This window comes from Candidatus Arthromitus sp. SFB-mouse-Japan (assembly GCF_000270205.1).
Classification (GTDB): domain Bacteria; phylum Bacillota; class Clostridia; order Clostridiales; family Clostridiaceae; genus Dwaynesavagella.
The window spans coordinates 280,807-295,317 of sequence record NC_015913.1 but is presented as its reverse complement, the minus strand read 5'-3'; the positions used below and the strand labels follow the sequence as shown (position 1 = coordinate 295,317).

At 26.4% G+C, this 14,511-nt stretch carries 13 protein-coding genes and 1 tRNA gene; 2 read left to right on the top strand and 12 right to left on the bottom strand.

All coding sequences use genetic code 11. The features are described 5' to 3' along the window. Positions 1–26: 26 nt before the first annotated feature. The 4 genes from SFBM_RS01410 to polA form a co-directional block, all read right to left on the bottom strand. Positions 27–113: transfer RNA gene (locus SFBM_RS01410), tRNA-Leu, on the bottom strand. Positions 114–171: 58 nt separating this feature from the next. Beyond that, complete coding sequence (locus tag SFBM_RS01405) at positions 172–723, bottom strand: lytic transglycosylase domain-containing protein (protein WP_005807226.1); 552 nt, start codon at positions 721–723, stop codon at positions 172–174. 21 nt (positions 724–744) lie between these two features. Further along, entirely contained in the window at positions 745–1,338 is a 594-nt protein-coding gene (coaE, locus tag SFBM_RS01400) for a dephospho-CoA kinase (RefSeq protein WP_007440486.1), read from the bottom strand. A gap of 16 nt (positions 1,339–1,354) precedes the next feature. Next, positions 1,355–3,928, bottom strand: a complete 2,574-nt coding sequence (gene polA / locus SFBM_RS01395; protein ID WP_005807230.1) for a DNA polymerase I — start codon at positions 3,926–3,928, stop codon at positions 1,355–1,357. A 49-nt stretch (positions 3,929–3,977) separates the two neighbouring features. Here polA and SFBM_RS01390 point away from each other — a divergent pair, with 49 nt between their 5' ends. Further along, positions 3,978–5,279 (top strand): DNA recombination protein RmuC, encoded by a 1,302-nt coding sequence (locus SFBM_RS01390; protein ID WP_005807232.1) that lies wholly within the window; start codon positions 3,978–3,980, stop codon positions 5,277–5,279. 38 nt (positions 5,280–5,317) lie between these two features. Here SFBM_RS01390 and SFBM_RS08035 read toward each other — a convergent pair whose 3' ends face one another. The 8 genes from SFBM_RS08035 to SFBM_RS01355 all read right to left on the bottom strand — a co-directional run bounded on the left by SFBM_RS08035 (position 5,318) and on the right by SFBM_RS01355 (position 13,647). Further along, entirely contained in the window at positions 5,318–5,482 is a 165-nt protein-coding gene (locus SFBM_RS08035) for a hypothetical protein (RefSeq protein WP_005807233.1), read from the bottom strand. A gap of 98 nt (positions 5,483–5,580) precedes the next feature. Next, a complete protein-coding gene (locus tag SFBM_RS01385; RefSeq protein ID WP_005807235.1) occupies positions 5,581–7,260 on the bottom strand; it encodes a hypothetical protein in 1,680 nt (559 codons plus the stop codon). Between the two features lie 87 nt (positions 7,261–7,347). Then, positions 7,348–8,391, bottom strand: coding sequence for an acyltransferase family protein (locus tag SFBM_RS01380; RefSeq protein WP_005807236.1), 1,044 nt, complete (start codon positions 8,389–8,391; stop codon positions 7,348–7,350). Between the two features lie 74 nt (positions 8,392–8,465). Continuing rightward, complete coding sequence (locus tag SFBM_RS01375) at positions 8,466–9,623, bottom strand: amidohydrolase (RefSeq protein WP_014017830.1); 1,158 nt, start codon at positions 9,621–9,623, stop codon at positions 8,466–8,468. 32 nt (positions 9,624–9,655) lie between these two features. Continuing rightward, positions 9,656–10,123, bottom strand: a complete 468-nt coding sequence (locus tag SFBM_RS01370) for a TspO/MBR family protein (RefSeq protein ID WP_005807239.1) — start codon at positions 10,121–10,123, stop codon at positions 9,656–9,658. An 85-nt stretch (positions 10,124–10,208) separates the two neighbouring features. Continuing rightward, positions 10,209–11,009, bottom strand: a complete 801-nt coding sequence (locus tag SFBM_RS01365) for a rhomboid family intramembrane serine protease (RefSeq protein WP_014017829.1) — start codon at positions 11,007–11,009, stop codon at positions 10,209–10,211. Positions 11,010–11,048: 39 nt separating this feature from the next. After that, the gene (locus SFBM_RS01360; RefSeq protein WP_005807244.1) at positions 11,049–12,503 is read right to left on the bottom strand and encodes an aminoacyl-histidine dipeptidase; all 1,455 of its coding nucleotides are present in this window, start codon (positions 12,501–12,503) and stop codon (positions 11,049–11,051) included. A 22-nt stretch (positions 12,504–12,525) separates the two neighbouring features. Next, entirely contained in the window at positions 12,526–13,647 is a 1,122-nt protein-coding gene (locus SFBM_RS01355; RefSeq protein WP_005807246.1) for a 30S ribosomal protein S1, read from the bottom strand. A gap of 188 nt (positions 13,648–13,835) precedes the next feature. Here SFBM_RS01355 and SFBM_RS01350 point away from each other — a divergent pair, with 188 nt between their 5' ends. Next, positions 13,836–14,498, top strand: coding sequence for a hypothetical protein (locus SFBM_RS01350; protein ID WP_014017828.1), 663 nt, complete (start codon positions 13,836–13,838; stop codon positions 14,496–14,498). The last annotated feature ends 13 nt before the right edge of the window (positions 14,499–14,511 follow it).

The following is a 14,511-nucleotide window of genomic DNA, read 5'->3' as shown; positions in this document are numbered from 1 at the left end:
GTACTATATACAATCGCTATCAAAAATGGTGCAGGTAAAGGGACTTGAACCCATACGTGCATACGCACACTAGACCCTCAATCTAGCCTGTCTGCCAATTTCAGCATACCTGCAAATATATAAATATACTTAGAATTATAATTATATTATTATTATTTGTCAATTATATTATCATTTATCTCTATACAAATATTTATAAATATTATAATTTAATCCTATTTTCTTTATATATAATTCTGTTTCCTTAAATGGTATATAATCTAATTTTTTACCATCCTTAGAAAATTCCTCGTTCTTTAACCATTTATTAACATTCCCTCTTCCAGCATTATATGCAGATAAAATCAAAACATAATCTCCATTAAACTCCTTCCTTAAATTATTTAAATACCAACAACCCATAAATATATTAATCTCTGGATCATTTAACTTATCTAAAGAAAATTCTATTAAATTTATTTGTTCTGCTATCCAATTAGCAGTTAGAGGTGTTATTTGCATTAAACCTCTTGCATCCTTTACAGATACTGCATCTTTATCAAAATTACTCTCAGCTTTTATAACAGACATAACCAAATATTTATCTAAATCATACATAGCAGAATACTTCTCAATATAATTATAATATTTTACTGTATATAGAGATTTCAAAATACTTACAGAAACAAAAAAGGCTAATGCAAGACCTATTAAAATTGCAATAATATTTCTTACTTTTACCATTTAATTGTACCACCATTCAAATTAGAGATTATTTAAAAATAAACTCAATTTATTTATTTGATCCTTTAAGCATTCTTCTCCCTTCGAATTATCAATTATGAAATCAGCAAATCTCTTCTTTATATCAATATCCATCTGTGCATTTATTCTTTTGATAGCACTTTCTCTATTCAAATTATCTCTCTGCATAATTCTACTTATTTGTTGATCTCTTTTAGCCCATACCAATATAACATAATCCATTGAGAGATGTATACCTTTTTCAATTAAAATAGGAGCATCTAGTATACAAATATCTTCACTACTCTCTTCATAAAATTTAAATTCCTTATCTATGCATTTTAAAATTTTAGGCATTATAAAATCTTCGTATCTTATCCTCTCGCTGTCATGAGAAAAAATATATTCCCCAAAATCACGCTTTAAGATTTTATTATCACAAACAAATTTGCATCCAAATTCATCTTTTATATACAATAAAACTTCCTCATCTTCATCTAATATACTTCCTACAATCTTATCTGAATCTATAATTTTAAACCCTTTTTTCAATAACATTCTAACTGATGTGCTCTTACCTGTAGCTATACCCCCAGTTAACCCTATCTTTTTCAAATAATTCCCCCCAACACTACTTCGCTTCAAACCAATTTTTTCCATAAGATAAATTAATACTCAATGGAACTAATATCCCATCATAGCATAATTCCATTTCTTCCTTAACTATTAAAGATACCCTATCAATCTCATCTTCATACACATTTAGCACAAGTTCATCATGAACCTGAAGTATTATTTTAGATTTTAAATTTTCTTCATTTAACCTATTGTAAACTTTTATCATGGCAAGTTTTATTATATCAGCAGCACTGCCTTGTATAGGTGTATTCATAGCAAGTCTTTCTCCAAGAGATCTTATAATTTTATTAGATGACTTTATCTCAGGAATATCCCTTCTCCTATTAAAAATAGTTGTCACGAAACCATCTTTCTTGGCCTTAACTACGATTTCATCTAGATATCTCTTAACCCCAACATATCTATTAAAATACCTATCCATATACTCTCTAGCTTCTTTTTTAGATATCTTCAAATCATTAGATAAAGCAAAATCACTTATTCCATATATAATTCCAAAATTAACAGCCTTACACTTATTTCTCATCTCACTTGTTACATCATCTTCATCAACAGAAAAAATCTCTGATGCAGTCATTTTATGAATATCTAAATTTTCTCTAAATGCTTTTATGATATTATCATCTTCTGATATATGCGCAAGCATTCTAAGTTCAATTTGAGAATAATCAGCAGATAATATATAGCTATTTTTCTCCGCAATAAATGCTTTTCTTATTTCTCGACCTAGAGGATATTTAATAGGTATATTCTGAAGATTAGGATCTACACTAGATAATCTTCCTGTAGCTGTTAATGTTTGATTAAAAGATGTATGAACTTTAAAATCATAATCTATAACATCCATAAGTCCAAGTATGTAAGTTGATTGTAGCTTTGTTATCTGTCTATAATTTACAATTTCCTCTATAATCTCATGTTTGTCCATTAAAGCTTCTAAAACTTCAGCATTAGTTGAATACCCAGTCTTAGTCTTCCTTATAACTGGTAAATCCAGCTTTTCAAATAGTATCTTACCTAATTGCTTAGGAGAATTAATATTAAATACTTCGCCTGATAAACTATATATTTTTTCAGAGTGTTCCTTTATTTTTATATCAAACTTCTCCTTCAATTCTCCTAACATCTCAACAGAAACCCTAAATCCTTCTAATTCAATACTAGCTAAAATTGGAGATAATAAATGTTCGATTTCAAAATAAAGTTCTCTCATATTGCATTTATCTATTTTATTTAAAATAGTTTTATAGATATCTTCAAAAAATGAAACTGCTAAACAAGTATCATCCTCATCTAAAGATACAGATACATAATCCCTGCACAAACTTATAAGAGTGCGTTCCCTACCTGGTTTTAATAAATAATCCCCTATAACCAAATCAAAAATTATATTATTTACTTCTTTACCATTTATAAGCATAACTTTATGTATCATTTTTGAATCAAAACATATTTTATCATTCTTAGAAGAAAAAATCCTACTCACATCATCAAAATTTTCGCATATAAAATTCTCTTTCAATATGTAATTTTCATTATTAAAATTAATATACATATTCCCAAAATGCATCTCAGAAACCTTATTGCCTAAAACATCACAATAAATATACAAATTACAATTAGAATTATATATCTTATTTAATAAATCTGTTAAATCTTCTGTACTAGAAATTTCATTAACTAATATTTCATAAGACTCATTATTTGAATTTATTTTATTCAATAAAGACTTCAATTCATATTTATTATATAATTCATACACTCTTAAGTGGTCTAACTCACTATAAACTTTCATATCATTCAAAGAAAAATCAATGGGTACAAATCTATTTATCTTACTCAATTTCTTCGATAAAAAAGCCGACTCCATTCCTTCTATTAAATTCTTTTTAATTTTACCTTCCTTTAAACATTCTAAATTCTCATAAAGATTTTCAATACTCTTAAACTCTTTTATTAAAGAAATTGCTCCCTTTTCTCCAATACCAGAAACACCTGGAATATTATCAGATTTATCACCCATAATAGCCTTAACATCTATAAACTCAGTTGGAGTTACTCCATATACCTCAATCATCTTTTCTTCATTATAAACTTCTTTATCTGTTATACCTTTTTTTGTTATAATTACTTTTGTTATACTTGAACTAAGCTGAAGTGCATCTTTATCCCCTGTAACTATTATAGGTTCAAATCCTTCTTCCTCATATATTCTTGACAATGTTCCTATTAAATCATCAGCCTCAAAACCATCGAGCTCAAAAATATTTATATTCATTGCTTTTAATATTTCTTTTAGTGGTTCAAGTTGCTCAAATAATTCATTAGGCATAGATTTTCTACCAGATTTATAGTTACTATACTCCAAATGTCTAAATGTCTTAGCCTTTCTATCAAAAGTTGCAATCACATATGTAGCATTAAATTCTTCCTGCATTTTAAAAAACATCGTCAAATATCCAAGTATTCCATTAGTATGTATTCCTTCAGAACAGCTAAGAAGTGGAAGAGCATAAAAAGCCCTATTTAAAATACTATTACTATCTAATATTAAAACCCTTTCCATATCGATACCTCTCTAGAAATTAAAATTTATTTTAAAAGGAGATTAACACATGATAAATACCATTATAATTATTTTCCTATTAATAATAGTCTTACTAAATATATTTCTAATACTCTGTCTTAGAGAATACATAGGTAAATTTCAAACAAACAATTATTTAAATCACATTATAAATACAGAACATTCGCTAAATAACATAAATACTAAATTAAATAATGCCCTAACATCGTATGAAAAAAACTTAAGAGATGAGATAAGAACACAAATAATATCTATCATAGATTTAATTACAAATCGTCTAAATGATACTAATATAAACTTAAATACATCTTTAGATTCTCTTAAAAAACAAACTCTCTTAGAGTCTAAAATGAACAGAGATGAATTATCAAAATCTTTTGAAAAAATATCTATATCTCTCGAAAAACAACTTAAAAATATTACTAATACACAAAACAACTTAATTTCATCTACAGAAAAAAAACTAGATATTATACGTAATACAGTTGATGAAAAATTACAACAAACTTTTGATAATAGATTATCTAAATCATTTGAAATAGTTAGTAACCGTTTGGAAGTTTTATATAAAGGCATAGGAGAAATAAATACATTATTTATATCAATAAATGATCTCAGAAAAATTTTATCTAATGTAAAAACTAGAGGAATAATAGGAGAATACCAATTAGAAAATCTTCTTTCACAAACATTAAATGAAAATCAATATATTAAAAACGTTATAACAAAAAATAATTCAAAAGATCGTGTTGAATTTGCACTAAAGATACCTTCAAAAAATTCAAATAAAGAACTACTTCTTCCAATTGACTCAAAATTTCCTCTCGATAACTATTCAAAACTTGTGGAATCATATGAGTCTTCAGACAAAGATAACATAGAAAAATACTCAAAACTTTTGGAAACATCGATTAAAAAATTTTCAAAAGATATAAATGAAAAATACATAGATTTAAATAATACAACTGACTTTGCAATACTGTTTTTACCTATAGAAAGCCTTTATTCTGAAATATCAAAAAGAGTTAATTTAATAGAATTTATACAAAGAGAATATAAAATAATAATAACAGGTCCAACTACACTATACGCACTATTAAACAGCTTAAATTTGGCATTTAAAACAATCTCAATTGAAAAACATTCAAGTAAAGTTTGGAAAGTACTAGGAGAGGTCAAAAAAGAATTTGAGAGTTTTTCGACTATATTGGAAAAAGCAAAAAATAAATTAGAACAAGTTAGTAATGATTTAATTTCCTTATCTGATAATAAAACTAAAAAAATACAAAATAAGCTTAAAGATATTGAATCCATTTCTTATACTGAATAATAACATGAGCACTTTTATGCTCATGTTATTATTTAAAATTAACTATGAAAAAAAGAACAATCTTCCTGCTCTTTTAAAATACTATTTGGAATCTTCCCATATATTTCGCACTCGTTATACTCTCCTCTATTTTTACAATCATAACAACAAATGCCCCTTATAATAACATCAATATTATTGTTTATTATGTCGTTATTGTTCACTTAGACACCCCTTAAAATTATAATAACTTAAAAATACAACTAAAATCTCACTTGCTTTAAAATTATTATACTATATCATCACTAAAAAATTTGTTCTTTTATGCTTCAAATAAACAAATTTTTTCATTTATTCTTTCAATAATACTTTTTAAATTTATAGTGGTAAAAACATTCTCTATAAAATCCTCATTCCTCTCAAGTTCACTACCAAAATATTTTAAATTATGATACTCCTCTACATTTCTCGGCATAAAACTATCAACATTATTTATTAAATCTAATAACTTGTCCTCTATAAAATTAAAAAACTCATAAACATTCCTATCAAATATAAATCTTACATTATACTTATCAATAAGCTCCTTTAAATCTATTAAAGAATCTCTAATTTCACTACTAATATTAAAGTATTCAACCGTAAAATACGAATTTATATTATTTAAAATTATACTTATTAATATATCAAATTGGTTTCTCAAATTTAGTAATCCATCATTATCTATATTACCATATAACTTATAAAACTCACTTACAAATAAATAATATTTAAAACTATAATTATAAAACTCAGAACTACTTTCAATCTCATGTTCATAAACTAAATTTAAGAGTTTATTCCTAAATATTTCACCACTAATCATAAACTTCTTATAATTACTTATAGAAAAAAAATACTCTATCGCACTATCTATATTAAGCTTAGAATAAGTTATTCTTACATTCAAATTTTCTATTATATCTATATCATACAAATCAAGTACATAAAAAGATATAAACACTGTTTTAAGAAGTAAAAACGCATCCACACAATCATTATACAAAACTATATTATGTAAATTATCTTTAAAATTATTTTCGTATTCATATAAAGTATAACATAATTTTATATTATTCTGACTTAATATACTGCATACAGAATATAAATCATCATAACTATGAATATTATTAAATAAATCTTTAATAATATTCACATCATCTTTCAACCTATCTAATATGAAATTATATACTATAAGATTCTTTATATTAAATCTCCTATTGTCATAAACACATATAAAACAATCTTCTAACTTCCTAAATGAATTAATAACAATTTCTTTAAATTCATTATGATCATTAAAAATATCCCTATAAAGTAAGTACTTCTCCATTGTATCAATCCACTTATTAATATCATAAGAAAAATTCATAAAAACATAAAATAAAACAAGTTTATCAATATAATTAAAGTTTTGATATTCAAAATCCAAATCACAGCAATCATCAATATCAGTATTTAAATCTACACCCAAAAACTCAATAATTGCGTCCTTATGGCACTCTAAGTCTTGTTTATATTCAAAAAATTTAGATAAAATAATTTCTTCCTTTAAAAAACTCCTAGTATTAATTAATAATATTTTATTATCAGAATTTTTTATCCTATTTATATAATTTTCAAATTTTTTATCTGTAAATTTTACACTTCCAAAGAAATCATAAAAATAAAAAATTTGTAGCTCATCTTCTAAATAGATTTCATCTAATTCACTAACGCTGGATATCTTAAAAACACCTACATCTAAATCCCGTACATATCTATCATTAAAATACTTGTATATAAGTCTAAAACAAAACTTTTCTCTTAAATCATTTGAAAGACCATAACATATAAAAATTTTTTTATCATTAAGATTCTTTAACACTTCTTTGAAAAAACTATCTGTTATAAATGTATTTACCTTAAAATCCTTGTTCTTCAATTCGAAAATAATTTCTTCACTTATATTAAATCTAAACATAATATGTAAAAATACCTTTTCTGTATTCTAAATAAACCCATTAACAATTAATCTAACATATTTTTTAAAAAAAATAAACACCTATAGCTATATAGATGTTTTAATTTTATATATTAAACTCTTGTATAAATTTATCAATAAAACAGGCATTGTCAAAATCAATATGATTATAATAGAATAAATAATCCCAATTAGATTTAAATTAATATCATACGTCAAATAATTGCCAATCAAAGTATCAAATATTCCCTCATTGTATAAAATTTGATATAGCGGCATATGAAAAGCAAAATAATAAATTGAATTTCTTCCAACAAATTTTATTATCCCGACCCATCTAAAAATATATGATAAATATAAATATGTACAAACACCTGTTAAACTTATAAATACATGAAATAAATATGATATTAAGGCAATTATAAACCCAAAATCATAATAAATAATATCTGCATGTTTTATCTTTCCTAATAAATTCATTACATTTACAATAATTGAAACAATAAATATAGGAGATAAATTTCTAAAAAAATACTTATAATCTCTATTCGAATACTTGTTTATCCCTCCAAATAAATCTCCAATAAAATAATAAATTATAAAATATAATGATGCATCAAAACTAAATGGTAAAGTGTTTAAAGAACCTGTTGTCCTAAAAATAACTACTCCAATAAAACCAAATACAAGAATTATAAACGAAATAACATAATTGTTAAAAAAGCATTTCAATATATAATAGAGTATCTCAACAGTAAAAAATGATGTTAAAAACCATAATGGAACATTTATATAAATTTCATTTCTCTTTGATATTAAAATACTCCATACTATATCTAAAATATCATACTCTTTCCCTAGATAATCACTATACAAAATATAAATAATCATAGATACTATGCTAAATATAATATATGGAATGATTATACTCCTAAATTTCTTACTTACATAGTCCCAAAATGAATTTATATAATGTGCATCTCTATATAAAAATCCACCTACAAAAAAGAATATAGATAACTGAAAAGAGAAAACATATGAAAATAATTCAGATTTAATTGGCATGTGTCCAAGTATAACAAAAAATATTCCAATACCTTTAAAAACATCTATAAAGTCAATACGTTTCAATTAAAATCATTCCTAATCTTACCATAATAAAAAATGTAATACAGATTTAGTATTACATTTTTTATTTCCTATTATTACACACTATAAACTATGTTTCCATCAATTATTGTATATAAACATTTTGAATCTGATACTAATGCACTCTTATTAAATATAACTATATCTGCATCTTTCCCGATCTCAATGCTACCAACCCTATCATGTATATTAACTATTTCTGCCGGATTAATAGTTATCGCACGCAATGCATCAATCTCACTGAGTCCTGTATCTTTCATAGCAAGGCCTGCACATAATGCAAGATACTGCTCCTCTATTACTGGATGATCAGTTGTTATTGCAACTTTTATTCCTTCATTAATTAATACACTAGGAGTATTAAATGTTTTATTATTAAGTTCTATCTTAGATGCCATGGTCATTGTTGGTCCTACAATTGCTGGATATCCAGACTCTTTTATGTATTTAGAAATTAAATGACCTTCAGTGCAATGATCAAGTGTTAAATCTAAATCAAATTCCTTTGCAATCCTTATAGCTGTTAAAATGTCATCAGCTCTATGGCAATGAGCTTTAAGAGGTATTTCTCTATTTAATACAGGTATCATAGCTTCATATTTTAAATTAATATCAAAAACTTTATTTTCACTCTCTGCTCTCCTCTTTTTATTTAAGTAATTTATGGATTCTACTATAAAAGATCTTAAAAGAGCTGCTGTACCCATTCTAGTCATCGGCATTTTAGATTTTGAATTATAAACTCTCTTAGGATTTTCTCCAAAAGCAATCTTCATACCTATAGGATTTTTGACTACCATTTTATCAATACACTCACCATAAGTTTTAAAAGCACCAAATACTCCACCACAAACGTTAGCACTTCCAGGTCCAGATACAACAGTCGTAACTCCACCTGCTCTTGCATATTCAAAGCACTTATCAAATGGATTTATAGCATCGATTGATCTCATTTGTGGTGTTATAGGATCTGTCATTTCATTTCCATCTGCTCCTTCAAATCCCATACCCCATTCATACAATCCCATATGACAATGTGAATCAATAAATCCAGGATATACAAATTCAGAATTAAGCTCTATAACCTTTTCTCCATCACGCATCTCTAAATCTTTACCTATATCAACTATTTTACCATCCTCAACTCTAATATCTCCACCATCTATTATTCCCTTATCACTCATAGTATAGATTTTACCATTTCTTATTAACATAAATTAAACTCCTCCTAAGATATAATTATCAATTACATCTCATTATACATCCATATAAAATAATTAAGCACACCTGCATAACTTAACCAAACTATATACACACACATGATAAACGATGCAACTTTTGAATTCTTAAAATATTTTATACCTAAATATACAGAAAACACAATAAGCAATAATATTATAAAAAATCCTATCCCATATAGTCTTTGTCCAAAGAATATAATGCTCCAAGAAAAATTAACAAGCATAGATAAAACATATGCAATAAAATTTCTACCACCATTTTTATAATTTAAATAAACCGCTACAGCAATAAGCACATAAATTATTCCCCATAATATAGGAAATAAATTACTTGGAATGGCAAATATAGGTTTTTCTAAAGAATCATATAATAACTTAACATCTCCAGATAACCTATTTGAAATATAACCCCCTAAAAGATTAAATATAAGAGCAACTACAAAAACTCTTATGTTATGTAATTTAAATTTCATTAAAATTCCCCCTTATAAAATAATATATTACTATATTATTTATAAGTTTACATAAAAATAATCGGATATTAATCCGATTATTTTTTTATTTATGTTCATGATCAAAAATATGATCATTACAATACTCATAATGTCCATTACATTTAGAACAATATCTAAACTCCATATTCTCATCGCTTCTATCGGTTTTACCGCAAATATAGCACTTGTGTATAAAAGAATCCTCCTTTTCAAACTTAAGTACTTTGCTTTCAAATTCCTGTGTTCGTTTTCTTGCTTTAACACCACTTGATGTATTCTTAATAAAACGTGGTACAAAAAATATAAGAAGATTGATAATAGGTGCTAATACTACAATTCTAAGTTGCCAAAATCCCGCATTTATAAAATCATATACAATAATAGTCGACATAACTATAGCAAGATATTTCATCTTAACTGGAATAATCATAAACAAATAAACTATGTGTTCGGAATTTAATATTGCATAAGCTAAAAATAATGACATATTTAAATTTGAAACACTTGTAACAGGTACATTAAATACCATAGATACTAAAGATATTATTGCTACACCAGTAAAATAATATATATTAAATTTAAATGTACCCCAATATCTTTCAAGTTCTCGTCCTATAAATACATAAAAATATATTACAAGCACAAAGAAAAACGGATTAAACGTTGGTGGTATAAAAATATAGCTTATAATCCTCCAAACTTCACCCTGTAAAACTTTTTCGGGAATAAGTGCAAGAGCTAATGACAAATTAGTATTCCCGAAAACTGATAATACATAAACTAGTAAATTTGCCATAGAAATTATAAACATTAAATCCTTGATACCAAAGTTTTCACGCCTACCCTTAATTTTTGAAGTCTTCATTAAAAATCCTCCATTTTCCCTATCTTAACTAATACAATACTATTTTATTTTCTTTAATATTCCTTTCAATAAAGTCCATACTTTACCTGTTGAAGAAATAGAAACCCATTCCCCTGGTGTATGGTTATCTTTAACTAGTGGGCCAAAAGATACCATATCTAAATCTGGCAATTTTTCCTTTATAATACCACATTCAACTCCAGCATGAATAGCATAAATTCCCATTTCACCATCAAATATCTCCCTATATGCTTCTTGTGATATATCGCGTAGTTTTGAATCTTTTTCATATTTCCATCCAGGATATGGAGAAGATTCTTTTGTAACTGCTCTAAAAGCTCTACTTAATACATCTATCTCACGAGCAACATTATACATTGCAGACCCTATTGAACTTCTAACTGCGTTTTTAAGTATCACAGTTTCTCCATCATACTCTATAACTCCAAAGTTATTTGATGTCACAACCAAGCCTTCTATATCTACAGAATTTGATATAATACCATTAGGCATAAGATACATAAGTTCTATTAAATCCTTAGAATCTTTGGAGTTTATCATATCAGGTCTAAGAGGAATATCTTCTTTAAAAACTTCTACGAAAAAATTTTCTTCTCCTTCTAACTCACCTCTAATAACATCTTCTGCAGACTTAATAGAAAGTATTACATTATCTATATCCTCCTTATCTACCCTAATTTCACACTTAGCTTCTCTTGGAATTGCATTATCTTTTGCTCCACCCGATATAGACACTATGTTTATATTAGAATAATTTTTCTCAACATTTATCAAAATTCTTGACAAAATTTTGTTTGCATTCCCTCTTTCCTTATTTATATCAATACCTGAGTGTCCTCCTCTAAGTCCCTTAACTTTTATACTTATAACACACCCATTTAACTCTTCAGTTGTAACTTTTTTCATAACAATTGCACGCAAACCACCTGCACAACTAACTAAAAGATTAGAATCATCCACGGAATCTATATTAATTAAATATTTACCTCTAAAAAATTTAGGCTCAAAACTCTTAGCCCCAACCATACTAGTTTCCTCGCCTACAGTTATAAGAGCTTCTATCTCTGGATGCTCAATATCTTTAGATGCCATTATAGCCATAATATATGCAACAGCTATACCATTATCAGCTCCAAGAGTAGTATCAGTTGCATAAATTTTATCTTCAATAATTCTAAGCTTTAATGGATCTTTATAAAAATCATGATCTATCCCCTCATTTTTCTCACAAACCATATCCATATGACCTTGTAATATAACAGTTTTACCATTTTCATATCCCTTAGTGGCAGGCTTTCTCATGTATATATTTAAACTTTTATCTTGAACAACTTCTATACCCAATTCTTTTGCAAAATTCATTAAATAATCACTTATTCTTTTTTCATCATTAGATGGTCTTGGTATCATACTTATATCTTCAAAATATTTAAAAACTTCCCTTGGTTCAATATTATCTAAAACTCTACTCATAGTAACAACTTCCTCTCTCTTATTACATTAATTTAGAAAATATATCTTTAAAAACATCTCCTAGAGTATTATTTGAGGTATCCTTATCAGTATATCCTTTTTCATAATTTGTGCATTCATCTATATCCTTATAACTTAGAAATATTTTCTTTTCATCATGGTCAATTGAAGTTATTTTTGCTTTTATGCTATCTCCTATTTTAAATAATTTATTTAAATCTAAAATCTCATTTGAAATCTCACTTATATGAATAAATCCTGTAAGATAATCATTCAAAGATACTACAAGACCATAAGGTAATATTTTAATTACATCTACATCATATACATTCCCTTCAACAAAATCATTTTTGTATTCAAGATATGGGTTATAATTAGATTCTTTCATAGTTAAATATAATTTATTATTTTCCTCATCAATTCTTAGTATAGATACACTTACCTTCTTCGATACTTTTAATATATCGTTAATATCAAATTTGTGTTTATTCGAAACTTCTGACTTGTGTATGAATGCTGGAAATCCTGAAATATCTATAAATGCTCCAAAATCTTTCACGCTCTTAACCGTACCTAAAAATTTATCTCCTACACTTAAAGATTTAAAAAATTTCCTTTTCTCTTCCTCTTTTCTCTCTACTTCAATTTCCTTAGATGAAAATATAACTCTATTTTTATTTAAATCGAGTTCTATAAGTATAGCTTCCAAAGTTTTCCCTATATAATCATTTAAATCAATCCTATGCGTTGATACTCTAGATCCTGGTATAAATCCACGAATTCCTTTGTAATCACAGATAAGCCCAGAATCGACTCTATCTTTAACGTAAACAGAAACCCTACTCCCACTTTTTAATATATCCTTAAGCTCATTTGAAACAACTATGTAATTAGCTTTTTTCTCAGAAAGCACTACATTTCCAAATCCATCATCAAGAGATACGACATAAACATCGATAATACTCCCTTTTTCATAGTTTTCACTCAAAAGTTCATCTTTCTTTATTATTCCATCACAAAAATAATTTATATTAACAACAACCTCATCCTTATATGATGATACAACCTCTCCTTTTAATATTGTTCCTTTTCTAATTTTTTTAAAATTAAGTGATTCTTCCATGATCTTATTATCTCTATCCATAATTAAATAGTACCTATAAACAGATTTTTATAAATACCCCTGCACCTCCTAAAGAAACTTATAATCTATTTTATCACTATAAAAAATAAAATAAAACAATTTAAAATTTTTATTTTAGAACTTACCATAAATCTACAACAACATTTAACGATAATTTTAGAGTAACCATAATAAAAAGGAGAATTTTTATGAACAAAAAAACAAAAAACTCTAAAGCAACAAAAGCAGTAGCACTTACTCTTGCAGGAATAGCAGCTATCGGTGCAGGATCAATCGCAGCATCAAATATGAAAGATGCTAAAGCTATGAGAATCTTAGGTGGACTTAAAGCTATATTTACTGGATTAAATACATCAAATGGATCAGCTTATCAGGGTATTCAAAAATCTGTATCAACTGTAAATAATAAAGGGTTCTCAAAATTTAAGGCTGGTAATAGTAGTGCTACTGTAACTACATCTAGAGGCTTGAATGGATCAAAAGGATCTATAAATACAGGATCTACAACATCAAATGGATCAGCTTATCAAGGAACACCTAAATCTGATTCTCTTGTAGATAACTCTGCATTTGATACAACTGTTAAAAAACACTCTCCTGCAACGAAACAAATAATGGCAGTGGAAAAACAAGTTGCAACATCATCAAAAAGTCCATTAACTAAAAATCAATCTACACAAACAAGCACTACTCAAAGCAAAGACACACAAACATCAACTTTAAGATTAAATGTATCAAAAGATAGTACTACTGGTAAAACTACTATAGAATCTGCAGTTGATACAAGTAAGTCGGATCTTACGAAAGCTAGCCAAAAGCTTCAAAAACATTTCAGCTTTAAAACAAAATAAGTCAAATTCAAAA

Bases quoted from the DNA above. Each gene is read 5' to 3' on its own strand.
- SFBM_RS01360 (WP_005807244.1), bottom strand. From the start codon at position 12,503: ATGAGTAGAGTTTTAGATAATATTGAACCAAGGGAAGTTTTTAAATAT.
- SFBM_RS01355 (WP_005807246.1), bottom strand. From the start codon at position 13,647: ATGGATAGAGATAATAAGATCATGGAAGAATCACTTAATTTTAAAAAA.
- SFBM_RS01350 (WP_014017828.1), top strand. From the start codon at position 13,836: ATGAACAAAAAAACAAAAAACTCTAAAGCAACAAAAGCAGTAGCACTT.
- SFBM_RS01405 (WP_005807226.1), bottom strand. From the start codon at position 723: ATGGTAAAAGTAAGAAATATTATTGCAATTTTAATAGGTCTTGCATTA.
- SFBM_RS01390 (WP_005807232.1), top strand. From the start codon at position 3,978: ATGATAAATACCATTATAATTATTTTCCTATTAATAATAGTCTTACTA.
- SFBM_RS01370 (WP_005807239.1), bottom strand. From the start codon at position 10,123: ATGAAATTTAAATTACATAACATAAGAGTTTTTGTAGTTGCTCTTATA.
- SFBM_RS01365 (WP_014017829.1), bottom strand. From the start codon at position 11,009: ATGAAGACTTCAAAAATTAAGGGTAGGCGTGAAAACTTTGGTATCAAG.
- SFBM_RS01385 (WP_005807235.1), bottom strand. From the start codon at position 7,260: ATGTTTAGATTTAATATAAGTGAAGAAATTATTTTCGAATTGAAGAAC.
- SFBM_RS01375 (WP_014017830.1), bottom strand. From the start codon at position 9,623: ATGTTAATAAGAAATGGTAAAATCTATACTATGAGTGATAAGGGAATA.
- polA (WP_005807230.1), bottom strand. From the start codon at position 3,928: ATGGAAAGGGTTTTAATATTAGATAGTAATAGTATTTTAAATAGGGCT.